Here is a 21,484-nt window from a genome sequence, read left to right as displayed (position 1 = left end):
AACGCGGGCGCGGGCGAAAATGCACGAGTTCCGCGTCGCCCCGGAGGATTTCATTGAACTATACCGGGACCCATCGACGCTATTCGATCTGGCAGTGGGTATCCTCGGTGACGTGGCCGCCGTCACCGCCGATCAGTTTCGCGAAGCCGACGGCGTGGAAGGGTTCAATCCGGATGTCGAGCCGGTGAGCTGGGATGGCGAAGAGCTTTCCGTATCGGAAGGTCTTCGCTTCGCTTCAACGTTCTTCGACGCCTACCTGAATGCCAAGCTGGACGAGACAATTTCGGTCGAATTCTCGCTTCTTTGCGCGAGCGCCTATTATCTCAACAACAGCGTCGGCAACGCGACTGTCATCGTCAACAAGATGGATGCACCACCGCCGGACTTTGCCGCTGGGTTGGCTCGCCTGGTCTACAAGATTTTGCTCAACGACTTTTCGCCGATCGATGCGGGCTCCGATCGGGTGAATGCCGTCCTCTCCGGCATGAACGGTTTCATGACCTTCGCATCAGGCGTACCAGAGGTGTCTGCCGCCTGCGACGCGCTCCGGGAAGTGGCTTATCAAAACGGCTCGCCCCGCGAGCTGCTCTACGCGGATTTGGCAGCCGCAGCTTGTGCAACCAAGCTCCGAAACGCGTCGCGCACGATCCTTCCTGACGCGTCGGGTCTCGATGCCGCCGCGTGGCAACCCGCGCTCGGAAAATCTCATTTCCCGATCGAACTGTGGCCTGCTCAGCAACGAATAGCATCCGCTGGCCTGCTGCAAGGCCGCTCCGCTGTCATTCAAATGCCGACGAGCGCCGGTAAAACCCGTGCAACAGAATTGATCATCCGCTCGGCTTTTTTGTCGCAACGGGCGTCGTTGGCCGTGATCGTCGCCCCCTATCGCTCGCTCTGTCACGACATCAGAGGCGATCTTGTGACAGCATTTGCCGGAGAACCCATCCGTCTGGACGAGGCTTCGGACTCTTTTCAATTCGATATCCAGCTAGAGCAAATTCTTGCGGTGAATACGGTCCTGATCGTGACGCCGGAGAAGCTGCTTTACATGCTGCGACGCGCGCCGGAGCTGGTCGATCGCATCGGCCTCGTCATCTACGACGAAGGCCATCAATTTGATGGTCTCACGCGCGGGCCGACGTATGAGCTTCTCCTTACGTCCCTGAAATTGACCCTGCCCGAGGCGACGCAGGTCATTTTGATTTCAGCCGTGATCGGGAATGCCAACACGGTTGCGGAATGGCTGGTTGGAGACCTGGAAGCCGTCATCGATGGCGCAGGCCTGCTCCCCACGTCGAAAAGCATAGCTTTCGCGAGCTGGCAGGATGCCAGAGGACGCCTTGAATATGTAAGCCCGGCTGACCCCGAAGAAGGCGAATTCTGGGTTCCTCGCATCATTGACGACTTTCCCCTGAACCTTCGCGGGCGCGAACGGGTTGTTCAACGGTTTCCTGCCAAAACGAAGGGCGGCGAAGTCGGCTTATTTCTCGGGCTCTATGTTGTCGGCAACGGCAGCGTCGCGGTCTTCTGCGGCAAGAAGGATAGCGTGACGACCGTCTGTCGGCGGGCCGTCGATATTTTTGATCGCGGCGCAAATTTGCCGAAGCCCGTAGATGTGTCGGACGCGGCGGAAATCGAGAAACTCAGACGTCTATCCGAAGCACATCTTGGACCCGATGCTGTGGCGACAAAAGCGGCGATCCTCGGGATATTCGCCCATCACGCGGATACGCCCCAAGGCCTTCGGCTATCGATCGAGCATGCTATGAAGGTGGGTCTGGCCAAATTTGTGGTCTGCACCTCCACGCTTGCGCAGGGCGTCAATTTCCCTCTGAAGTACCTGATCGTCACCTCCACACGCCAAAGTGCGGAGAGCATCATGGTGCGCGACTTCCAAAACCTGATGGGTCGCGCGGGCCGCGCCGGAATGCACACCGAGGGAAGTGTGATATTTGCAACCCCGTCGATATTCGATCAGCGCAACGACTATAGAAACCGTTGGCGCTGGAACGAGGCGAAGGAGCTGCTGGACGCCTCCAAGTCAGAACCGACGAGAAGCAGCATCCTCAACCTGTTCGACGATTACGAGCAGCGGCAGAAAGACGCGCCGCCGGTGGTCCTGCCAATTCAACCCCAATGGCTCGACCTGGCTTTCGCGGACCAGGCCCGGATCGAGGTGGTGGTGCAGGAAGCGCTCAACATACAGCCGCTCATAAGCGCGGCTGAATTTCGGAAATTTATCGAACGCCGGGCACGGGCGATCCAGACCATCGCGGCTTTTCTCGTCGCGAATATGACATTTCTGGAAGAGGAAGGTCAGGATCGGGTTTCAGACCTCGCCTCGCACACGCTGGCCTATCACCTGGCACCCGAGGAGGTTCGCCCTGCCCTTGTCGATGTCTTCAAAATGATCGCTGACGCTATCGCCGCGAATACGGACGGCGACCAGCGAGCGGTGATCCGGAAGTCGCCGCTGCCGCCAGCGATCATCGCCGAGCTACAGGCTTGGCTTGCCGAGAATGCGGCGGAGCTTCGCGCGGCGATCGAGGCAGACCAGTTACTGCAAGTGGCGGGCGAGAAGATCATATCCTGGAACTCGGCCCCCTCCATCCGATCGTTGTCCGACGATGGCTTTTTACCCGAGGCACTGGCGGATTGGGTCGCAGGCCGCCCCTTCCACCATATCCATGCGAAGATGGCGGCGCTGGGCATCCGGGTCAGCGGCGATCATGCAACCGTCGAGGACGCTGTCGCCCTCTGCGAGGGGGCCTTTGCCTATGACTTGGCGATGATCACCGCCTCCCTCGCCGACTTCGCCGAGCCGGTGGACGAAACCCTCTTCAACGGCTTCTCTAGGCTCCAGAAGCAAATCAAATACGGGCACAGCGATCTAGCCGCTATCGCTTTCATGGAGTCGGGTTTTGCCGACCGGGTGGTGGCAAACTTCCTGTCGGTTTTGTGGAACAATGTGCGTGACCGAGACGGGGTGCGCACAGTCTGTCGGCATGAGGCAATGCTTCCGGCACTGGCGGCGTATCCATCGTATTTCTCATCGGTTGCGGCCGAGATTGCTGCATAGGGTTCATGGCCTGCCATCCCGTAAAGCTGCATCTCAAATGCGCCGGACCGTATGCGCCAAAACGTATTCAGGCTTGGCCGGGATTGGGTCAGCAGACGAATGACAGCTTCATAAGGCTACCACGCTGCTGGCGGACAAGTCCGCATCAGGCGAAATCCGGCCGTTGCTCGATCGGCCTGCAACAATGTTCGGTCTTGCGGTCTGCCGATCAGTTAGCGGTCAGGCTGCTAACGGCCCCAATTCCGCCATTCGTGTCTCTCGGATGGATGGCCGGTTTCGTGTGCCGACGAAAACTCCCCGAACGGCCGCAATGGCGTCGGGAGTTGCCGTTTGCTGGCCCTCAAGTTTTATCGGGCTGTAGCGTGGAATCGGCGGTTTCGCATGCCGGTTGGTGGGTATGCGGTGATCGGCGGCGATATCGCGTTGTAGAGGGCATTCGGCGGTATCTGGCGCGCCCCACCGGGTGAAGATGACAACTACGTTTACTCCATAGCCCTATAAATCAAGGTCCGAGACCGGACCATGTGTTTCTGCGGACCCGGCGCTAAGCGCCGGGGTATTGTCACTGACGGCCCTCCGGCTCTTTACAGCGTAGTGTGGAAGCGCGCTCGCTTTCGGGGCAGCACTTTGCCGCAGGCGAAGATGACAATTACATCTACTTGATAGCCCGCCTCTGAACGGAGTTCGAATCCCGCTCGATCCGTCAGGTAGGCGCAGCCGCACGTAGAAATCGCCAACGCGCTTCGATGACTATGCTTGTGGAAGGCAGCGCCCGACGAAGATGAGAACTATCAGATCATCATAACCATCTGATAATTATTCAGGCACCCATGATTATGCGGCAATCGGCGGTTTGAGCTACTCCCCGGAAATCGGACAGTGACGGAAGCTACGATCTGACGTTTGCTGGTCTCCACGGACGAGGAGATCAGGCATGCGAAAACGCAGGAACCATGACGCGGGCTTCAAGGCGCGCGTGGCACTTGAGGCCATCAAGGGCGAGCGCACTGTGTCGGAGTTGGCGGCCGAATACGGCGTGCATCCGACGATGATCCATCAATGGAAGAAATCGCTGCTCGACGGGGCTGCGGACATCTTCGAGCGCGGCGGCAAGAAGCCCGCGACGGAGGTGGATGAAGAGACGGTCCGGTCATTGCACGCCAAGATCGGGGAGCTGGCTGTCGCCAACGATTTTTTGTCACGAAAGCTCAAGCCGTGGAGCGGAAAGTGAGGCGTGGGATGATCGAACGGGACCACCCTGCACTGTCGATCGGGGCGCAGTGCCGCCTGCTATCGATCTCGCGCTCGTCGTTCTGCCACGAGCCGGCTGGAGAGACTGATCAGAACCTCGGCCTGATGCAGCTGATCGACCGGCAGTTCATGGATACGCCCTTCTACGGCGTCCGGCAGATGACCTGGCATCTGCAAAACGAGGGGCACGGCGTGAACCAGAAGCGCATCCGGCGGCTGATGCGGCTCATGCGTTTGATGCCGATTTACCAGAAGCCCAACACCAGCAAGCCGAGAAAGGGCCACAAGACCTATCCCTACCTGCTGGGCGGGCTGCGGGTCGATCGCCCCGGTCAGGTCTGGTGCGCCGACATTACCTATCTCCCGATGCGGCGGGGGTTTCTGTATCTGGTCGCCATCATGGACTGGTTCACGCGCAAAGTTCTGGCCTGGCGCATATCGAACACCCTGGAAGCGGACTTCTGCGTCGAGGCGTTGAACGAGGCCATCCACCGGTTCGGCGCGCCCACAATCATGAACACTGACCAAGGCAGCCAGTTCACGTCCTTCGCTTGGACAGATCGGCTGAAACGCGTCGGAACCCGCATCTCGATGGACGGCAAGGGGCGGTGCATCGACAATGTCTTCATCGAGCGCCTGTGGCGGTCCCTGAAATACGAATGCGTCTATCTGCATGCCTGGGAGACCGGGTCTCAGGCAAAGGCCGCAATCGGATCCTGGGTCAGCTTCTATAACCATCGGCGGCCACACACTGCCCATGGCGGGTTGCCCCCCGCCGTGGTCTACTTCAACAGCATCGAAACCGACCGGCAGGCACAGGCAGTAGCTTAAACATCCTCGAAAACTGTCCAAGCATCGGGGAGTAGCTCAACCATTTAAGGTTATGACGAGGCGAGCCAGCAAGAGCGCACCTCGCTTTTAAACAACTCAGCCAGGCGACAACGCCTGACCGATCTTGCTCTGCACAAACTTAGGGAGGATCGAGGTATCCGACCCGACCAGCGCCCGCATCGCATCCGGCACACTCTCCCGCATATAGGCGATGGCCGCGTCACGCATGCGCGGGCCGTCCAGCCCGCTCTCGATTGCCAGGCGCACACCGGTCAGCGCAGCCGAGTGGAGCGCGCGCATGTGCTTGTCCTCGATCTGGATGCCGGTCCAGCGCTTGATGTAGAGGACTGCCAGCCCGAGGATCACGGCGATCAGGTGGTCGGCCAGCAACAGCCCTGCGGCTTGCAGAGCTTGGATGATGTCTTGCAGCATGGTTCAGGCTCCTTTGAGATAGGCCGTGCAGGCCTCATGGATGGCGCGGGCGAGCGCCGAGAAGTTGCGATCCGCTACGGCGCAGCCGCCCGTATTGCTGCCGAAATACGGCTCGATGAGGATGGCCGGCGGCTTGCCGGTCCAGAGCGAGGCCCCGCCCCGGCCGTTCCGCGCGATAACCTTCACACCCCGATCCCGCAGCCCGAGGGCCCGGACCATGCCGGCCTGGACGCCGCGCGCCAGGCGAGCGCTGTTCGTGGTGCCGCTGGTCAGGGTTTCGGTCCCGGTGGCGCTGGCGGCCTCCGCGCTGTTGAAATGCAGCTCGACCGAGGCCGAGACGCCCAGCCGGTCAACCTCGGCATAGGCGCGGCCGATCTCACCGGTGCCATGCGTGCGCCGCACGATCACATAGCGCGCCGGATCCAGATCCCGGATCACTGCCGCGAGGTCGCTGTTGATGTCATATTCGCTGCGCTTATCCGTCACGCGGACAGCCCCCTGCGACCGGGCGTTATGCCCGATCACCAGAGCAATCTTGCTCATGATGTTCTCCATGCTGCTGAGGTTTCGAATCGTTTTGCCGGAAGTCGGATTTCTGGCAGGCTGAGATCGGCGACCCTTTCGGGCTGGGCCGCATCGATCGATACTTCTCAAAAGGATTTAGAAATGATCCGCAGAACAGTATTCACAATGATCGCCACAATCGCCGCACTGAGCGCCTCGGCAGCGTTCGCTGAGTGCACCGGCAGCAATGGACGGGGATGGGGGAAAGGCAAAGGCAACGGAGCCTTCGAGATGTCGGCGTCAGATAAGACCTGCCTGATCAGCTATCCCGGCTTCATTTACGAACAGGAAAATAGGCGCGTCCCGGCGACGGAAGTCAAACTTACCCGCGCCCCGAAGTCCGGCAAGATCACCCTGTCCAAGCAGGGCATCATCTACACGCCGACTGCAGGCTTCAAAGGCAAGGATAAGTTCTGCACGAAGAATACAGCTGAAGGTGAGAAGGGGACGTTGGCCGGCTGCGTCACGGTCACGGTGAAGTAGACAAGACGCTCGGCACAAGAAATGCCGGGCGTCACCCCTTCCGGCTGGCCCACCGCTCCACCATCACCCCCTGCACCACGCGGGCCCAGATAGGCCAGCACCGCGATCAGGCTGGCCATTGCCCGTCAGGCACGGGAGCGTATCGCTCTCCATGTTTGGATGTGAAAAAGCCCCGCTGGCTGACGGGGCATGGTGGAAAGCGGATTGCGCTTCAGTTGATGCGAGGATCAGCTATGCGGGACGTTGCTGACGTTGGCTTCACGTGCGATATTCGTTGCGTGCCGCGGAACTAGGAACTTCGATGAACCTGGCTAACGACTATCGTGCACTGCGTCCCAACTCCGACGAAGACCGGATGAGCTATGCTCTGCGCTTGCAAAAAGACGGCTTCGAGGAAATGTTTATTCGCAAGGCTTTGCGATGCCATTTTCAGATGAAAATAGAAGATTTTCCTGTGTTCTTCGAGGGATTTGAGGAAGCGCGGTTGGGCCATGTTGCACTGCTTTTGCAAATCGGACCAAACCGGAGCGACTACTCCCTTGCTCGGAAGATCAGCAAGAATTTGGGCATAGCTCCTGCGCATGCTGAAGCGCTGGTGATACGGTTCAGAACACATTCCACCAACTCGCCCGAATGACCACTAAGGGCTCAAAGCGTCAAGCATCTCACAGCCCCGCAATCAGCCCGGCCACGATCAGCGCGAAGACCACGCGCACGATGAGCGCATGAACGGGGCAGAGAACCACGGGGCGAGGATCACGGATTGTCACGGGGCAGCCTCCCTGCACGGATACGCTGGATAATCACCTCGAATATGGCGGCACCGAGAGAGCCGGTCAGATAGGCCACCGAACCACCCGCCGCCCCACCGCCTGCTCCAAGCGCATCGGGTGGCAGGCCCAGCCAGTGGCCGATCAGCGGCGCACCCAGTCCGCCCAGCCCCGCCGCGATGGTTGCGCCAAGGGCGATGTGGCGCAGCGCCTCCCGCGCGGTCACCCGGATCACCAGGGCGTTTGTCGCGCCTCCGAGCGCGCCCCAGATCACCGCTGCCATGACGGACCCGGCCAGGATTGCGGCCTTGATCTCGGCCCAGAGATTGGAATCCATCCTGTGCGGCTTGAGCTATGGAAGCATCCAGTGCGGTGAGATCGAGAACCTCAGTCAGGATGGAAGCGGGAACGCTCGGGATTTCGATAGCCATCAGACTACCTCCTGCATGATTACGAACATCTTGCCGTCCGGTGTGACCCAGGCAGCTCCAGACGTGGGGTTGATCAGGGCGACAGGGCGCAGCACGGGGACCGGCGGGCCGCTCTGCCTCGGTCTGATAGGTCCGGCCCGCGTCCTCGATCACCGCCGTCAGGATCTCGACCTCTTCGATCCGGGAGGCCGCCAGCGACAGCACATGCTGATCATCCGGCGAGGCAATTCCCATCCCAAGCAGCGTGGCGCTGATCTGGTCGAACAGTTCAGCAGCTCTTTCCGACAGCCAGGCCGGCGCGGTGGCGGTGCCAACATTCGCGGCGGGCGCCTCGGGGTTCATCCGGCATTTCTGGGCGGTGCCCTTCACCAGTTTGAGGTGATCGGGCGTCTTCTTTCTGCCAGCCATCGCGGCACCTCGTTCAAGCTATGCGGCAGGGTCATGGGTGGCCCGAAAAAACCCCTCCATTATGCACGCATAAAAAATCACTGGTCCCCGCTGGTCCCTGGCAGAATGCCCCGAAGATCGACCCTCCCCCCTCGCTATGCGTCTGGCGCATGGCTCCCGGTGGCCTCGACCTCGGCAAGGCGGGCTTGCAGCAAGGGGAGGCCCCTCCTGCCCTTTGCCATCATAAAATCCAGCATCTGATCCGGGTCGCGCCACCAGTATCGCTTGACCTCAAGCCATCCGGAGCGACCGGCCTCGACCTGCTCAATGGCGGCCCTCAGTTCGCTTGCTACCTGATCCGCAGTCATGCTTGCCTCTCAATCCATGGCCTCGGTGATCCACGACCTGACGGCCTCGATCTGGCGGGCGGCGACCGGAGCGCGGTCGGGGTCTCGTCCTATCCGCTCGATGCAGACGGCGGCGGGGGTCTCCATCATCATGACCGAGGACAGCGGACCAAGGGCAGCCTGCCATGTGTCCCGCTCTGCCTGTGTCGGAGCCATGACGATAAACCAGCAGCGGCCAGCTGTGCGGGTGGTAAGGCTGTGGAGCATTTCACCCCGGCGGGTGAAAGCGGCGGCAATGATCTCGGGGCGGTCATCCCATTTGCTGCCACCAACGGCGCGGCGGATCACGTCGAAGTCGATCACCAGATCGCCGGGGCGGGCCTACTGTCTGGCCCATGTCGACTTGCCGGATGCAGGCGGGCCGCAGATGATCGTGACCGGGATGGCCGAGGGTTGCAGGCCATGGGGGATGGAGAAACCCCAGACTTTGCGGGGGCGCTTGCGGCGCTGGATCCATGCCAGCAGTTCGTCACCGGTGAGTGTGGCCTCGGCGCGCTGCTTCTCCCCGCTGTGGTGAGAGGTGCAGAGGCTGGTGAATGTGTTATCCCAGAAGAGCGCGGGGTCATGATCGTGGGGCAGATCGTGGTCTACGACTGAGGCTGCGGTGGTGCGGCCATCGGCCAGGCAGTATTCGCACAGGGTGTGCTGGCGCAGGTGCTGATCGCGGAAGCGTTCCCATGCTCTGGTGTATCCGCGTTCCCGGGCGCTGCCTCTGCCTTCTCGGCGCGGCGCCTTGTGTTTCGGTGCCGGGGCGCGCGTGGTGCGCGGCAGGCCGTGCTTACCGGGGGTCGGTGGCATCGGCCTTGCAGAACCGGCAGCCCGGCTTGCATTCCCTCTTGTCCCGCATCTCGACCTCACACGGCACATCCATCACGCGACCGGCCAGACCGAGCAGCCAGCAGGCAATGCGGGTGCGGATGGTGAAGCTGCGAGGCATGCGGACGGAGAGGGTAATGCCCTGCATCACTTCCTTGGTGGACAGGGTCAGTTTGCCGATGCTCTCGGCCATGTGGTCGCCTCGTGATTGTGCTTGCGGGAATCGGATGCGCCTGCGACACGCAGCGAATGGACCTGACATTCCCCATAAATTTCATTGGCCACGACGAGTGGATGGACAGCGGTTACGATCTGGATCTTGCCGGAGGTGAGGTGGTCACCAGAGACGGTGAGGTGATCGGTCGATGGCGGGTGGCTGACTATGACCCGAATGCCGCATATGGCGAAGAGGACGGTCGCTACGAGTTTATCCCTCAAGGCGCGGATGCTGCGATAATCACCGAAGACTTCCTAGAACTGGATTCCAGGGGGAGCCGGGGCTTCGCATTATCCACAATCTGTGGCGCGATCCGCGACTGGTATAACGCCGAGAACCCCAACTTCCCGATATCGACCAAGCGCCCGAAGGCCTGATGATCGGCCCCGCGATAAGCAAAACGCCCTCGGCAATCCGGGGGCGTTTCTCGTTTTCTCATAGCTTCGCTAACGTGCGCGCAGGGTGGCCCATCCGGGCAGTCCTGCGGCTGAGGGGCTGGGCGTCCAGCTTTCGCCTCGCCTCAGGTCGCCCCCACCTGACAGACAACCTACTGACTCTGGTGAACCAGGTCAACGATGCTTTGCGCCCTAGACCGCCATTCATTGTGCGCGAGCACTGTGCATCCTCGTTCCTTAATGCGGTCGCTCGTGGGATTCGCAAAAAGCTAGGCCGGGCGATGGCCAACGTTGATGTAATCGCCGCCACGTACTCTCGCACGCATTACCCGGACCAGGACAAATCCGCCGACCTCGTTCGCTTGCAGTCATGTGATAATGACTACGACCTTGCCGCGTACACGACCAGCCTCTGACAGGGCGAGGGCCCGTTTGATCTCCGAAAGCGGCAGGATCGTCTCAACGTGCGGCGTGACCTGACCCGCATCGACCAGCGTCTGAATCGCTACCAGGGTCGCTGCATTGGGCACCGTGAACGAGCGTTTGACCTCGACCCCATATTGCGCGGCCTCATGACCTTCTGGGAAAGCTACCACGGTGACCATGATCCCGCCCCGCCGCAACGTTTTAAAAGCGCGCTGGAAGGTGTCGGCCCCGACCGTGTCGAAGACCACGTCTATGTCCCGGATACTTTCCTCGAAGGGCTGTGCGGTGTAGTCGATCACCATGTCCGGCCCGAGTGAACGAACGAAGGCCATGTTGCGGGGGGATGTCAGGGCGGTGACGTGCACTCCCTTCGCTTTGGCAAATTGTACCGCTAGCGATCCAACGCCACCAGAAGCGCCTGTGATCAGCAGGCGCTGACCTTCGACTAACCCGGCCTCACCGAACAGGGCCTGCCATGCAGTGGTGCCCGCCAGCGGCAAAGCGGCCGCGCGCACGGTGTCCAGCTTCTTCGGCTTGCAGGCGATATCCGTCGCCTTAACCGTCAGATATTGTGCAAAGCCACCGCTTTTTACCATGCCAAAGACCTCATCCCCGTGCTTAAACGCAGCAACGGAGGCACCAACCTCCTCGATCACGCCGACGAACTCGCTGCCTAAGCGGATGGGGAGCATCATTCCCATCCGCTGACCGGCGCCACTGCGGATCTTCCAGTCAATCGGGTTGATCCCCGCCGCGCTTACCTTGACCAGCACTTCATCCGGCTGCGTGACCGGACGCTCAATCTCGACAAGTTCTACGACGTCATTGGATCCATAGGTTGTGATCAGGGCAGCACGCATAGTTCGGTCTTTCATCTTGGTGATTGATCTTGCCGGTGATAGCAGACGGTTTCATCGATATTTTGCCAAAGGGCATCGCTGAAATGCCAATCTCAATTCCGCACGTCATCCTGTATCGCGTTCATAAGCGCCGTGACGAGGCGTTGCCGGAGCACGCGCATGGGCAAGCGCAGCTGACCTTTGCAATCTCGGGCATGGTGCAGTTGCGCACCGAAGACGGCATTTGGCTGTTGCCGCCCCAGCTTGCCGCCTGGATCCCGCCGGACATTCCACATCGCCTTGACATCATGACCAACGCGGAACTGTGGATCCTGTTATGGGACCCGGCCACGGTCCGCGCTTGGCAACCGGAAACGCTGCCGTCGCAAGCCTTCATCTCTCGGGTCTCGCCCCTCCTGCGCAGCCTGCTAGAAGCCGTCGCTGCGATGGATGCGCTGTCGGAGCGAAGGGAACTGGCGCTCAGGCTGATCCTTCACGAGTTGCAGCGTGTTGAGGACGCTCCGACTTTTCTGCCGATGCCTACCAGCCAGGTGGGGCTGCGGGTGGCGGAACTGGCTCTTGCCGACCACCGTAACGCGCTGGATCTCGACACGCTTGCATCGCAGGCCGCGACTTCGGTACGGACGGCCAGCAGACGGTTTCCGGAAGAAACCGGGATGACGCTGAAGGCGTGGCGCCAGCGCGCGCGGATACTGTGGACACTCACCGAACTGGGCCGTGGAAAACCGATTGCGCGGGCGGCGCGAGACGCGGGATTTGCCAGCACCGCAGCGTTTTCGCATGCTTTCCGGCAGGTCATGGCATTGACGCCCAGTGAGTTCCTGTCCCTGCCATGACCGGTGTCGGACCACTCCTTCCCTACCGCTATAGATGATCACAATTCCCGCGCCCTCGGCATGGGTCAGCCCTTTCTCATGTGAATGTCAGAGGCCGGGACACGCACCTTGCGCACGGTCCCGAGCATGGATAGCTCGCCCTCGATCATCTGGCCCCGCAGGGCCGTGAAGGCGACGCGCCAACCGGATAGAGGGCCGAACAGAATCTCCAGCTCATCTCCGCCATCCGCTTCAGAGGCATGCACGCTGAAACCGAGCGCGGGCTTGTTGAAGAAGGCGGCGCTGTCGGCGATGTCGTAGCCGGTCGGGCACTGCGTTTTGCCCTGCGTGCTCATCTTCTTGGGGTGAGCGATCAGGCAGATGTGGGTGTCAAACTGCTGCGCCCATTGACGCATCTGCTGGAGGGCGAAGTTGATGTAGTTGGTCACCCGGACGCCGATTTCACAACGATCAGGCCATACGTCCAAGATCAGCTCAACCGCGACACAAGATTTTTCATGCGGTTCATGGCATCCAGGACGCTATACGGCGCGGCCCACCCCCTTTTCGGCACGACGACACCCGAGATAGATCCTCATCACATCGCGGGCGGAACGTATGATCACGCGATCAGCCCGTCGACCGGATCAGGCGGCGCTGGCGGTGGTCTGTGGTCCGACAATGATGGCCTGCCATCCGGAGATGCGCGAGCTGTCGGTCGACCGGTGGACCGGATCGCGCCGAGCGCCGGGCCGGCGATTATCGACGTTTTTGTTCAGCACCCGTTCTCACGTTATACGGACGGCGTCGGCGTTTTCAGCACCCGCAGCGCTTGGGGCGTCCGCATCCGGTGATCACTTCCCTCTCGCCTGATCAATCATTTCGTTAATTCTTGCGTCAACCTGTCCTGCGGCGTCGGCCATAACCTCCCGAAGATCCTCCGTTTCCTTCATGAAGTTCAGGTAGGTTGAGAGCGCCGCATGCGGATCTCGTCCTGATCTGACGCGGTTGGCGCGACTCTCCCAGGATGCCAACCGTCTTAGCTGCTCGTTTCGTGTGATTTCTGACCTTGGGCGCTCTTTGGAGGCCAACCGCATTTTATCGATGCAACGGCACGATCCGCGCCGCGAATTAAGAAGATGCACAGGGAGAACATAACCGGCAGCTTTGGGCTCAAAGCGTCGATCCGGGCTGCGGCCCTGGCCGGTCGTGCTGGACCGGAGCGCAGGTGGCAGCTATGCGGGACAGAGCTGCCGGTCGCTGGCGCGGGCCAGTGTAGCCGCTAAACCTTGCGAATATAATCAGCTGAGACATGCTGGGTCAGCCATACACCATTGTCTGCCTGCCAAAACGAAATGCCATCCGCTCTCATAGCTGCTGCGTTAACCAGTAGCGCAACGGGCACGCCATGCCGCTTTCCGACAGTCAAAGCTGTTTCACGGTCTCGGGACAAATGAACGTGCTGACGCGCCCCCGGCTTCAGCCCTTCAGCCATGATTGCTTCGAGGTTCTTGGCGGCCGTGCCGTGCCAGAGTTCGTCCGGCGGCAGGCTTGACTCGAGGCCGAGGTCTACAGGCTGTGAATGGCCCTGCGCTGCGCGGATCATTTTTCGGTCTTCGGACAGCGTGAATCTCTTCTTGTCAGAGTTGGCCACAATGTCTTCCAACTCTTCTCGGGTGAGGGCATGGCCCGCCATTTTCAGGCCGGTCAGCAGATCTGCAACGTTTACCCAGCCCCCAGGCTCCAGTATGACCTGTGCTAGCTCAGGCTGGTGCCGAAGGACCAAAGAGAGCAACTTGCTGCCCGTAGTGGATGGCTTTGCCATAAGAATGTCCTGCAGCCGAATGAGACGAAAGGGTTCACAAGGTAGCCGCGAATGACTGTGTTGAGAAGCACCGAAAATGATGATCGACCGTCCGGTAAGGGCTCAAAGCGTCGATCCGGGCAGCGGCCCTGGCCAGTCGTGCTGGACCGGAGCGCAGGTGGCAGCTATGCGGGACGAAGCGGAAGGAGAATTAAGGTGAGGATGAATGGCGAGGAATGAATACGTCACGACTTCTTGGTTTGAAGGAAGCTCCAACCCAAACGACATCAAAACTGAAGATTTTGAGAGGTTCTTGTTACATAATCGGCTCCGTGGCCACGTCTATCAAGTCGTCGGACACGATGGGGATTACTTAGTGATCAAGTATGGCACTGAAGAATTTAGCATTTCAAAGGATGCCTGCATAAAACTCGCGGTGCAGAATGTTCTCCAAGTTGGAGAAAAGGTAGCACTCACGGAGTCTAGCGCGGTCGCCTGCATCCGTGAAATCGTTTGGCACTTCAAGCGCCAAGAACCTTTCTATCTCGTGACTGTGGACGACCGCAAAAAATCTCGCAGATATGCTCACCATGAACTCGTGGCTGTCCGCTAAGGGCTCAAATCGTCAAGCATCTCACAGTCCCGCAATCAGCCCGGCCACGATCAGCGCAAAGACCACGCGCACGATGAGCGCATGAACGGGGCAGAGAACCACGGGGCGAGGATCACGGATTGTCACGGGGTAGCCTCCCCCATTCCTTCCGGCCACAAGTCAGTACGGCGGACATAAGCTGCATCCCACGGCTGACCGTGGCCGGTTGAACCTCGGTCAGTTGCTTATCTCGCCACTTAGCGAATAACTCAGTGGTGAGATCAGCCATGCGATGCGCCGAGATTGGATCGCTCCGGAAATTTCTGGTCTTGAATACCTCCAAACGCTCGCCGCGCTTGGATGGTTAGACCCCGTTCGCATATCGCTTCAGGATATCACCAAAGGAGCCGTGATCGACCAGCGCAGCGTTAGATTCGGCGATCGTGAACTCCTGCCGCGCCGCCCACTCTTTCGCAACCTGCCTGGTCGGAAATGACTTCGAGGACCGCTTGTCTTTGCAAGAGACCTCCGTCCTTATGCGCCCGAGGGGAGCTTACGGAATGTTACCATGACCACCTTCTACGCAGGTGCGTAATTCCTGCGCAATATGAAGGGCAAAACTGGTCAGATTGACATCCCCAGGGTGGAAACTTCATCCAGCAAAGGTCGGAATTTCCCTTACTTTACTGCGAAAGCAGACTCCCCGGGAAAGTCATGGTACGGATGGTCGGACTCGAACCGACACTCCTTGCGGAAACAGAGTTTGAGTCTGTCGCGTCTACCATTCCGCCACACCCGCAACGCACGGAACCCGCATGGCAGCGACAGGATCAGGATCCGGCCGGAGGGCACCGTTTCGCGGACTGGTCTCCGGGCCGTTACGCCCGGGTCGCTTCGCCCGCTGCCGCGCTTATGGCGTCAATGCGGGCCGGGCGTCAAGGGTCCTGGAGTCGCAACTCTGAGATCCGGGCTAAGGTTGCCACTCGGGCGCGGCTGAAAAGCGACGGGACAGCGGCCTCTTCCCCGCACGGGACAGAGTTCCGCCCGGTCGCGGCATTACCGGAGCGGGCGCGTCAAAAGGGCATCACAGACAGCAAACAGCCGTGAGAGCCGGGGGCAGGTTCCGGCAGAGTGCCCTTCCCCCCGCGCGCCGACCGTCACCTGCCCTCACGGTCGCAGCATTTCCGGACCGGTTTCTGTTCCGCTCTATGACCCGCCGACCGGGCAGGTCATTCCTCGTCCGGGCTCTGCTCGCGGTTGCGGCCGCGAAAGCCCATGGCGATCACGAATTTTTCCGAGGAATCCTTGCGGCTTGAGGGTGGTTTCACATTGGCGACTTTGGTGAAGTTCCGCTTCAGCTCGGCCTGCATCTGATTCTCGGCGCCGCCAGCCAGCACTTTGGCAACGAAAGTGCCGCCATCATCCAGCACGTCATAGGCGAAAGCCAGCGCTGCCTCGATCAGTGCGATGATCCGCAGGTGGTCGGTGCCCTTATGGCCCGAGGCCGCCGCCGCCATATCCGACATCACCACATCGGCGCGCCCGCCCAGCCAGGCCTTGACCTTGTCATCGGCGCCGTCTTCGAGGAAATCGAGCTGGTGGATCTCGGCCCCCGGGATCGGCTCCACTTCCTGAAGATCAACCCCCAGCACATAGCCCTGCGGTTTTTTCAGGTTCTCGCCCAGCGAATTGACGCGCGGCACTGCGACCTGGCACCAGCCGCCCGGCGCACAGCCAAGGTCAACCACCCGCGCACCCGGCTTGAGAAACCCGTAGCGGTCATCAAGCTCCATGATTTTATAGGCCGCCCGCCCCCGAAAGCCGTCGCGTTTGGCGCGAACGACATAGGGGTCGTTCAGCTGCCGCTCCAGCCAGAGCGTCGAGGAAAGCTTGCGCCCCTTGGCGGTCTTGACCTTGACGCGCAGATCGCGCGCACCACGGCCCGACGTGTTCTTGCCCTCTGGCGGTTTCGACATCCTGCGGCCCTTCTTTTACGGCGCTTCATCCAGTACGCCATCGGCGCTCATCTGGGCATATAGCAGGCCCTCGCGCAGACCGCGATCCGCAACTGACAGCCGTTCGGTAGGCCAGATCCGCATCAGGGCCTGCAAAATCGCCGCCCCCGACATGATCAGCGTATGGCGGTCGCGCCCGATCCGCGGGTCAGAGCGCCGCCCTTCAGGGCCAAGCGCCAGATAGTCGCGGATCACCCCGTCGATCTGGGTCGAGGTCATCTCGAGCCCGTCAACCTTGGCGCGGTCATAGCGTTTGAGCCCCAGCCAGGAGGCCGCAACCGTGGTCACCGTGCCCGAGGTGCCGATGATCTGAAAACCGTCGCGTTTCGACTGCGCGTGATAAGGGCTGAAGGAGGCGAGGTTTTCCTCGAAAAACCAGGACATCAGTGCGAAACGCGCGGCGTCATCCTCGACATCCTGGAATTGTTCTTTCAGCGTCGCCACACCGAGCTTGACCGAAATCCAGTCCACCACCCGCGCCTGGGGCAGATCTGAGGCCTGGTTGAACCCGGTCCTGAGCCGCATGATCGATTTGGCGCGGTCCTCGGGCGGAACAGCGGAAAGGTCGATCCAGACGAGTTCCGTGGATCCGCCGCCGATATCGACCACCAGCAGCTGTTCGGTCTTTGCACTGACCAGCGGCGCGCAGGAGACCACGGCCAGCCGCGCCTCTTCCTCGGCCGAGATGATCTCGAGGCTCATGCCGGTTTCACGCCGCACCTGGCGGATGAACTCGCGGGCATTCCGCGCCCGCCTGCAGGCTTCGGTCGCGACCAGACGCATCCGGGTCACGCCATGTTTTTCGATCTTTTTCTGACAGATGCGCAGCGCCTGGATGGTGCGCGCCATCGAGGTCCGGCTGAGCCGTCCCGATGCTTCCAGCCCCGCGCCAAGCTGCACGGTCTTGGAAAAACTGTCCGTCACCGCGAACTGCGCACCCGATGGCTGGGCGATCAGCATGCGGCACGAATTCGTGCCAAGATCCAGCGCAGCGTAAAGCGCTGATCCCCGGCCTTCGCGGGGTGACGAAACACCGGGGAGGGAACCGGATTGCTCTGGCTCGACCCTGACTGGTGCCGCGTCCGCCCCTTGGGGACGCTCGGGCGTCATACCGCCCTCCATATGTGGTTGAGACGAATGTAATAGCGTGGCCCTGGTATGACAAGGTTTCATCACGGGGCACGTCATGGCAGGGTGGCGGCAGCGAGGGTGTGGCGCTGGCGGCGCGCAGAGATCGGCGCGCCGGACAGGCCTGTGCCCGCTGTCGCTGCAAGGCGTCGCCATGTCGAAAACCGACCATGGCGGCTGGTTTGCGACGTCTACACAAAGACAGAGAGGCTTGAGGGGGGAATCGCAGCAATGCCCGAAATCACCATCGTTCGCTGGAGAGACATTCCCGCCCAGGTCATCGTCGGCAAGGGCCGGCGCGGGTCGAAAGTGCAGCTGCCCGAGCGGTTTGAACAGGCAATCGACCGTTGTGCGATGAAGATCGGCGCGCGGGACTCTGACGCTTATCTCGCAGAATGGCGCAAGGCCGTCGAAGGCGAGGCCGAAGGCGATCCCGATGACATCGCCCGCGATGCCGCCGCCCGCCTTGAGGCTGAGTACGACACCGACCGGATCAAAGCGCTGATTGCCAATGATGGCTGGGCCACGCCCCCCACCGCGGGCTGATCTCTGAATGCAACTGACGTTAAAGGAGCGACTGATGGCCCTGTTTTCCTTCCGCAAACCCGCCGCTCCCGCGACATCCGGCGGCTCTCTGGAGAGCTTTCTGAAAGGCTATTCCATCGAGGTAATGCCGCGCACCGCCGAGAAGATCCCGGATTTCCGCGCGCTGCTGCCCGAGGGCACCCGCGTCTATATCGCCCATATCGAGGGCACGCCGATCGAGGAAATGGTCGCCACCGCAAAACGGATCGGCGAAGAAGGCTATACGGTGATGCCGCATTTTCCGGCCCGCATCATCAGGGATAAGGCGACGCTGGTCGACTGGATCTCGCGCTACAAAGATGTCGGCGTGCGCCAGGGGCTGATGCTCGCCGGTGGGGTTGCAAAGCCATATGGCGATTTCCACTCCTCGATGCAGTTGCTGGAAACGGGCGCCTTTGACGGGTTCGAGCGTCTCCATGTCGCGGGCCACCCCGAGGGAAATAAGGATATCGACGCCGATGGCTCGGATCGCGCGGTGATGGAGGCTGCGCGCTGGAAATCGGCTTTTGCCGAGCGGACGGATGCAAAAATGGCGATGGCGACCCAGTTCTGCTTTGACGCGGAACCGGTGATTGCCTGGGTCAGCCGGCTGCAACAGGAAGGTGTGTCTCTGCCCGTCCATATCGGCATCGCGGGGCCGGCAAAGCTGCAGACCCTGATCAAATTCGCCATTGCCTGCGGCGTTGGCCCGTCTTTGAAAGTTCTGCAAAAACGCGCGCTGGATGTGACCAAACTACTCCTTCCCTATGAGCCGACCGATGTACTTGCCGCGCTTGCCGCCCATAAGGCCGCCAATCCCGGATTCGCGATCGAGCAGGTGCATTTCTTCCCGCTGGGCGGCATCAAAACCAATGCGGAATGGGTCACCGCCAATGGCGGCCTCGCCGGAAAACCCGCACGCGCTGCCTGAACATACTTAATCAACAGGATCAGGAATGACCCGTACCGTCATTGAATCTAAAACGAAAACCGTGATCATCGGTTTCGACGAACCCTTTTGTGTCATCGGCGAACGGATCAACCCGACCGGGCGTAAAAAGCTCGCAGCCGAGCTTGAGGCGGGGAATTTCGACACCGTTATCCGGGATGCACTGGAACAGGTCGCCTGCGGCGCAACCGTGCTCGACATCAATTCGGGCGCCGTCTTCACTAATATGATGGCGAAAGACCCGCGCTACGCCGACAATAACTTTGTCGAGCCGCCCCTGATGAAACAGCTGATCGAGATCGTGCAGCAGACCGTCGACGTGCCTTTGTGCATCGACAGCTCGGTCCCGGGCGCGCTTGAGGCCGGGCTGATGGCCTGCGAGGGCCGCCCGCTTCTGAACTCGGTCACCGGGGAAGAGGAACGGCTGGAACTCGTGCTGCCGCTGGTCAAGAAATACAATGTGCCGGTGGTGGCGATTTCGAATGACGATACCGGCATCTCGCCCGATCCGGATGTGCGCTTTGCCGTGGCGAAGAAAATCGTGGAACGTGCCGCCGATTTCGGCATTCCGGCGCATGATATCGTCGTTGACCCGCTGGTGATGCCGGTTGGCGCCATGGGTTCGGCCGGGCAGCAGGTCTTCACGCTGGTCCGCCGGTTGCGCGACGAGCTGGGTGTCAACACCACCTGCGGCGCCTCGAACATCTCGTTCGGCCTGCCGCATCGCCACGGAATCAACGGCGCCTTCCTGCCGATGGCAATCTGCGCCGGCATGACCAGCGCGATCATGAACCCGGTCCGCCAGCAGGAGATGGAAGCGATCCGTGCCGCCAATTTCCTGATGAACCATGATGCGAATGGCGGCGAATGGATCCGCTTCTCGAAAGTGATCGAGGCGGTTGAAGGCGGCCAGACCTTTTCAGAAGCTTCGGCTGCAGCCGCGACAAGCGCGGCCGGTGGCCGTCGTGGCGGGCGTCGCGCGCGCGGCTGACCCTTCGGCTCGTCAGTCCATAGCCAGGGCGCGCAGGGACTCTCTGCGCGCCTTTGGTATTCTGTCGGTCTCGACGCAGGTGAAGACATGCAGCGTGTCGAGCTGGCGGTCCACGACCGCATGATCCGAAACCTGGCCGCCAAGCGAGAGATAAAAGCGCAGCAGGGGTGGCATCCCCGCCAGTGCCACCTTCTGATCGCTGACCGCACCGGCCAGCGCCGGATATGCCACCCGCTCTGATGCAAGCGGCCCCGGGCGCAGGGCGCCGCTCGGCACAGGCTGCGCCGCCAGCAGCGCCAGCGCCTCGCGGTGATGCTGCCAGTCGGCGCCCGGAAAAGAGGCGCAACCGAAAAGCCCCCGCAGCCCCGCCTCCAGCGCGATCCGCGCCAGCGCCGCCCAGCACAGCCGCAGCGCCTCCCAGCCGGCACCTGGGGCTGCGGCAAAGCGGCCAGGCTCCAGCCAGAGCCCGCCTTCCGCTGCAAGTGGCGCAAGGTCATAGAACCGCGCCGAATAGCTGCCCGCCAGCGCCAGAGCCGGCACCAGCCCTACCCGCAATGTCGCCAGAAGCCGCCCGTCCCTGCCCTCGATCATCAGCTGCCCCGCGACCGCATCCAGCGGATCGACACGATCCGAAGGCCAGGCCTGACGCCTCAGCGCCATCACCGCGTCGATATCGCCGGCATCACCTGCCAGCCGCGCCCGCATCCCGCCACGCGTGATCGTGGTCATTTGTGGCGCAATGATCGCAGCCCCGCCCCTCGACATTCCCATCCCACGCCCTAGATTCGTGCTCAGACACCCATCATCTCAGGGAGAGCGATATGAGCAAGATCGTCAAATCAGATCAGGACTGGCGCGCACAGCTCTCGGATCTCGCTTATGAGGTCACCCGCCACCATGCAACCGAGCGCCCCTTCTCGCATGACGAGACGCCGGAAGGCGACGGCGTCTATACCTGCATCTGCTGCGGCGCGCCGCTGTTCACCTCGGAAGAGCGCTACGATTCGGGCTGTGGCTGGCCCGCCTTTACCGCGCCGGTTGCCGATGAAAGCATTGAGGGCTCGCGCGACACCACGCATGGCATGGTCCGTACCGAGGTCCATTGCGCACGCTGTGACGCGCATCTGGGGCATGTCTTCCCCGATGGTCCGCCGGAGCGGGGCGGATTGCGCTATTGCATCAACGGTGTGGCGCTGGACTTCGACCGCCAGGACGACGGCCGGGACGGCTGAATACGCAAACAAAAACGGCGCCGGGCAAACCGGCGCCGTTTCCTC

Annotated in this window: 23 protein-coding genes, 1 tRNA gene and 1 pseudogene; 11 read left to right on the top strand and 14 right to left on the bottom strand. The window is 61.2% G+C overall.

The features are described 5' to 3' along the window. Nucleotides 1–19: 19 nt before the first annotated feature. Nucleotides 20–3,079, top strand: a complete 3,060-nt coding sequence (locus tag BLW25_RS05280; RefSeq protein ID WP_171909482.1) for a DEAD/DEAH box helicase — start codon at nucleotides 20–22, stop codon at nucleotides 3,077–3,079. A gap of 934 nt (nucleotides 3,080–4,013) precedes the next feature. Next, nucleotides 4,014–5,161: pseudogene (locus BLW25_RS05275) on the top strand (IS3 family transposase). A gap of 96 nt (nucleotides 5,162–5,257) precedes the next feature. Here the strand turns inward: BLW25_RS05275 and BLW25_RS05270 are convergent. Together BLW25_RS05270 and BLW25_RS05265 are read right to left on the bottom strand one after the other, a co-directional pair. After that, on the bottom strand, nucleotides 5,258–5,593 hold the full coding sequence (locus BLW25_RS05270; RefSeq protein WP_092897045.1) for a hypothetical protein: 336 nt from the start codon (nucleotides 5,591–5,593) through the stop codon (nucleotides 5,258–5,260). Between the two features lie 3 nt (nucleotides 5,594–5,596). Beyond that, the gene (locus BLW25_RS05265; RefSeq protein ID WP_171909481.1) at nucleotides 5,597–6,136 is read right to left on the bottom strand and encodes an N-acetylmuramoyl-L-alanine amidase; all 540 of its coding nucleotides are present in this window, start codon (nucleotides 6,134–6,136) and stop codon (nucleotides 5,597–5,599) included. Nucleotides 6,137–6,259: 123 nt separating this feature from the next. Here BLW25_RS05265 and BLW25_RS05260 point away from each other — a divergent pair, with 123 nt between their 5' ends. Both BLW25_RS05260 and BLW25_RS05255 read left to right on the top strand, forming a co-directional pair. Beyond that, complete coding sequence (locus BLW25_RS05260; RefSeq protein WP_092897040.1) at nucleotides 6,260–6,640, top strand: hypothetical protein; 381 nt, start codon at nucleotides 6,260–6,262, stop codon at nucleotides 6,638–6,640. Between the two features lie 301 nt (nucleotides 6,641–6,941). Further along, nucleotides 6,942–7,277: a hypothetical protein gene (locus BLW25_RS05255; RefSeq protein WP_092897037.1), complete on the top strand. Its 336-nt coding sequence runs from the start codon at nucleotides 6,942–6,944 to the stop codon at nucleotides 7,275–7,277. Nucleotides 7,278–7,396: 119 nt separating this feature from the next. Here the strand turns inward: BLW25_RS05255 and BLW25_RS05250 are convergent, their stop codons facing one another. The 5 genes from BLW25_RS05250 to BLW25_RS05230 form a co-directional block, all read right to left on the bottom strand. Further along, nucleotides 7,397–7,747 (bottom strand): hypothetical protein, encoded by a 351-nt coding sequence (locus BLW25_RS05250; protein WP_092897034.1) that lies wholly within the window; start codon nucleotides 7,745–7,747, stop codon nucleotides 7,397–7,399. A gap of 636 nt (nucleotides 7,748–8,383) precedes the next feature. Beyond that, a complete protein-coding gene (locus tag BLW25_RS05245) occupies nucleotides 8,384–8,596 on the bottom strand; it encodes a hypothetical protein (protein ID WP_092897032.1) in 213 nt (70 codons plus the stop codon). Nucleotides 8,597–8,605: 9 nt separating this feature from the next. Further along, the gene (locus BLW25_RS05240; RefSeq protein WP_092897029.1) at nucleotides 8,606–8,938 is read right to left on the bottom strand and encodes a hypothetical protein; all 333 of its coding nucleotides are present in this window, start codon (nucleotides 8,936–8,938) and stop codon (nucleotides 8,606–8,608) included. Between the two features lie 18 nt (nucleotides 8,939–8,956). Then, complete coding sequence (locus BLW25_RS24635) at nucleotides 8,957–9,433, bottom strand: HNH endonuclease (protein WP_216279332.1); 477 nt, start codon at nucleotides 9,431–9,433, stop codon at nucleotides 8,957–8,959. Continuing rightward, complete coding sequence (locus BLW25_RS05230) at nucleotides 9,414–9,644, bottom strand: hypothetical protein (protein WP_092897026.1); 231 nt, start codon at nucleotides 9,642–9,644, stop codon at nucleotides 9,414–9,416. Before BLW25_RS05230 ends, BLW25_RS24635 begins: the two co-directional genes overlap by 20 nt. 56 nt (nucleotides 9,645–9,700) lie before the next feature. Here BLW25_RS05230 and BLW25_RS05225 point away from each other — a divergent pair, with 56 nt between their 5' ends. Continuing rightward, nucleotides 9,701–10,045 (top strand): hypothetical protein, encoded by a 345-nt coding sequence (locus BLW25_RS05225; protein ID WP_092897023.1) that lies wholly within the window; start codon nucleotides 9,701–9,703, stop codon nucleotides 10,043–10,045. Nucleotides 10,046–10,431: 386 nt separating this feature from the next. Here the strand turns inward: BLW25_RS05225 and BLW25_RS05220 are convergent, their stop codons facing one another. Then, on the bottom strand, nucleotides 10,432–11,349 hold the full coding sequence (locus BLW25_RS05220; RefSeq protein ID WP_092897021.1) for an NADP-dependent oxidoreductase: 918 nt from the start codon (nucleotides 11,347–11,349) through the stop codon (nucleotides 10,432–10,434). A 35-nt stretch (nucleotides 11,350–11,384) separates the two neighbouring features. On the opposite strand from BLW25_RS05220, the gene BLW25_RS05215 reads away from it, so the two are divergent. Then, nucleotides 11,385–12,185 carry an AraC family transcriptional regulator gene (locus BLW25_RS05215; RefSeq protein WP_249498630.1) on the top strand — a complete coding sequence of 267 codons (801 nt, stop codon included), beginning with the start codon at nucleotides 11,385–11,387 and terminating at the stop codon, nucleotides 12,183–12,185. 65 nt (nucleotides 12,186–12,250) lie between these two features. Here the strand turns inward: BLW25_RS05215 and BLW25_RS05210 are convergent, their stop codons facing one another. Both BLW25_RS05210 and BLW25_RS05200 read right to left on the bottom strand, forming a co-directional pair. Further along, on the bottom strand, nucleotides 12,251–12,613 hold the full coding sequence (locus BLW25_RS05210; RefSeq protein ID WP_092897019.1) for a hypothetical protein: 363 nt from the start codon (nucleotides 12,611–12,613) through the stop codon (nucleotides 12,251–12,253). Between the two features lie 833 nt (nucleotides 12,614–13,446). Next, the gene (locus tag BLW25_RS05200; RefSeq protein WP_092897014.1) at nucleotides 13,447–13,989 is read right to left on the bottom strand and encodes an RNA 2'-phosphotransferase; all 543 of its coding nucleotides are present in this window, start codon (nucleotides 13,987–13,989) and stop codon (nucleotides 13,447–13,449) included. A gap of 205 nt (nucleotides 13,990–14,194) precedes the next feature. On the opposite strand from BLW25_RS05200, the gene BLW25_RS05195 reads away from it, so the two are divergent. Next, nucleotides 14,195–14,581: a hypothetical protein gene (locus tag BLW25_RS05195; RefSeq protein ID WP_092897011.1), complete on the top strand. Its 387-nt coding sequence runs from the start codon at nucleotides 14,195–14,197 to the stop codon at nucleotides 14,579–14,581. Between the two features lie 694 nt (nucleotides 14,582–15,275). On the opposite strand, the gene BLW25_RS05190 is transcribed toward BLW25_RS05195, so the two are convergent. From BLW25_RS05190 to BLW25_RS05180, 3 genes are all read right to left on the bottom strand, one after another. Continuing rightward, nucleotides 15,276–15,359, bottom strand: a tRNA-Leu gene (locus tag BLW25_RS05190). Nucleotides 15,360–15,789: 430 nt separating this feature from the next. Next, nucleotides 15,790–16,536 (bottom strand): RlmE family RNA methyltransferase, encoded by a 747-nt coding sequence (locus tag BLW25_RS05185; protein ID WP_092897008.1) that lies wholly within the window; start codon nucleotides 16,534–16,536, stop codon nucleotides 15,790–15,792. A 15-nt stretch (nucleotides 16,537–16,551) separates the two neighbouring features. Then, the gene (locus tag BLW25_RS05180; RefSeq protein WP_092901548.1) at nucleotides 16,552–17,685 is read right to left on the bottom strand and encodes a Ppx/GppA phosphatase family protein; all 1,134 of its coding nucleotides are present in this window, start codon (nucleotides 17,683–17,685) and stop codon (nucleotides 16,552–16,554) included. A gap of 249 nt (nucleotides 17,686–17,934) precedes the next feature. Here BLW25_RS05180 and BLW25_RS05175 point away from each other — a divergent pair, with 249 nt between their 5' ends. From BLW25_RS05175 to BLW25_RS05165, 3 genes are read left to right on the top strand one after another with little or no spacing between them, the layout of a single operon-like run. Then, a complete protein-coding gene (locus tag BLW25_RS05175; RefSeq protein ID WP_092897005.1) occupies nucleotides 17,935–18,249 on the top strand; it encodes a virulence factor in 315 nt (104 codons plus the stop codon). Between the two features lie 34 nt (nucleotides 18,250–18,283). Beyond that, nucleotides 18,284–19,198: a methylenetetrahydrofolate reductase gene (locus BLW25_RS05170; protein WP_092897002.1), complete on the top strand. Its 915-nt coding sequence runs from the start codon at nucleotides 18,284–18,286 to the stop codon at nucleotides 19,196–19,198. 25 nt (nucleotides 19,199–19,223) lie between these two features. Further along, on the top strand, nucleotides 19,224–20,207 hold the full coding sequence (locus BLW25_RS05165) for a methyltetrahydrofolate cobalamin methyltransferase (protein WP_092896998.1): 984 nt from the start codon (nucleotides 19,224–19,226) through the stop codon (nucleotides 20,205–20,207). A gap of 12 nt (nucleotides 20,208–20,219) precedes the next feature. Here BLW25_RS05165 and BLW25_RS05160 read toward each other — a convergent pair whose 3' ends face one another. Continuing rightward, entirely contained in the window at nucleotides 20,220–20,936 is a 717-nt protein-coding gene (locus tag BLW25_RS05160; RefSeq protein ID WP_092896995.1) for a hypothetical protein, read from the bottom strand. Nucleotides 20,937–21,028: 92 nt separating this feature from the next. On the opposite strand from BLW25_RS05160, the gene msrB reads away from it, so the two are divergent. Beyond that, nucleotides 21,029–21,439 carry a peptide-methionine (R)-S-oxide reductase MsrB gene (gene msrB, locus BLW25_RS05155; RefSeq protein WP_092896992.1) on the top strand — a complete coding sequence of 137 codons (411 nt, stop codon included), beginning with the start codon at nucleotides 21,029–21,031 and terminating at the stop codon, nucleotides 21,437–21,439. Nucleotides 21,440–21,484: the final 45 nt, after the last annotated feature.

The sequence above is a fragment of the Rhodobacter sp. 24-YEA-8 genome, from assembly GCF_900105075.1.
GTDB lineage: Bacteria > Pseudomonadota > Alphaproteobacteria > Rhodobacterales > Rhodobacteraceae > Pseudogemmobacter.
Note: the sequence above shows the minus strand (reverse complement) of the source record. Positions and strands in the feature narration are given on the sequence as shown.

Excerpts from the sequence above, each read along its gene's own strand:
- BLW25_RS05175 (WP_092897005.1), top strand. The coding sequence starts at position 17,935 with ATGCCCGAAATCACCATCGTTCGCTGGAGAGACATTCCCGCCCAGGTC.
- BLW25_RS05255 (WP_092897037.1), top strand. The coding sequence starts at position 6,942 with ATGAACCTGGCTAACGACTATCGTGCACTGCGTCCCAACTCCGACGAA.
- BLW25_RS05250 (WP_092897034.1), bottom strand. The coding sequence starts at position 7,747 with ATGGATTCCAATCTCTGGGCCGAGATCAAGGCCGCAATCCTGGCCGGG.
- msrB (WP_092896992.1), top strand. The coding sequence starts at position 21,029 with ATGAGCAAGATCGTCAAATCAGATCAGGACTGGCGCGCACAGCTCTCG.
- BLW25_RS05245 (WP_092897032.1), bottom strand. The coding sequence starts at position 8,596 with ATGACTGCGGATCAGGTAGCAAGCGAACTGAGGGCCGCCATTGAGCAG.
- BLW25_RS05220 (WP_092897021.1), bottom strand. The coding sequence starts at position 11,349 with ATGCGTGCTGCCCTGATCACAACCTATGGATCCAATGACGTCGTAGAA.
- BLW25_RS05185 (WP_092897008.1), bottom strand. The coding sequence starts at position 16,536 with ATGTCGAAACCGCCAGAGGGCAAGAACACGTCGGGCCGTGGTGCGCGC.
- BLW25_RS05225 (WP_092897023.1), top strand. The coding sequence starts at position 9,701 with ATGGACCTGACATTCCCCATAAATTTCATTGGCCACGACGAGTGGATG.
- BLW25_RS05165 (WP_092896998.1), top strand. The coding sequence starts at position 19,224 with ATGACCCGTACCGTCATTGAATCTAAAACGAAAACCGTGATCATCGGT.
- BLW25_RS05160 (WP_092896995.1), bottom strand. The coding sequence starts at position 20,936 with ATGACCACGATCACGCGTGGCGGGATGCGGGCGCGGCTGGCAGGTGAT.
- BLW25_RS05170 (WP_092897002.1), top strand. The coding sequence starts at position 18,284 with ATGGCCCTGTTTTCCTTCCGCAAACCCGCCGCTCCCGCGACATCCGGC.
- BLW25_RS24635 (WP_216279332.1), bottom strand. The coding sequence starts at position 9,433 with ATGCCACCGACCCCCGGTAAGCACGGCCTGCCGCGCACCACGCGCGCC.
- BLW25_RS05270 (WP_092897045.1), bottom strand. The coding sequence starts at position 5,593 with ATGCTGCAAGACATCATCCAAGCTCTGCAAGCCGCAGGGCTGTTGCTG.
- BLW25_RS05260 (WP_092897040.1), top strand. The coding sequence starts at position 6,260 with ATGATCCGCAGAACAGTATTCACAATGATCGCCACAATCGCCGCACTG.
- BLW25_RS05195 (WP_092897011.1), top strand. The coding sequence starts at position 14,195 with ATGGCGAGGAATGAATACGTCACGACTTCTTGGTTTGAAGGAAGCTCC.
- BLW25_RS05265 (WP_171909481.1), bottom strand. The coding sequence starts at position 6,136 with ATGAGCAAGATTGCTCTGGTGATCGGGCATAACGCCCGGTCGCAGGGG.
- BLW25_RS05230 (WP_092897026.1), bottom strand. The coding sequence starts at position 9,644 with ATGGCCGAGAGCATCGGCAAACTGACCCTGTCCACCAAGGAAGTGATG.
- BLW25_RS05200 (WP_092897014.1), bottom strand. The coding sequence starts at position 13,989 with ATGGCAAAGCCATCCACTACGGGCAGCAAGTTGCTCTCTTTGGTCCTT.
- BLW25_RS05180 (WP_092901548.1), bottom strand. The coding sequence starts at position 17,685 with ATGACGCCCGAGCGTCCCCAAGGGGCGGACGCGGCACCAGTCAGGGTC.
- BLW25_RS05280 (WP_171909482.1), top strand. The coding sequence starts at position 20 with ATGCACGAGTTCCGCGTCGCCCCGGAGGATTTCATTGAACTATACCGG.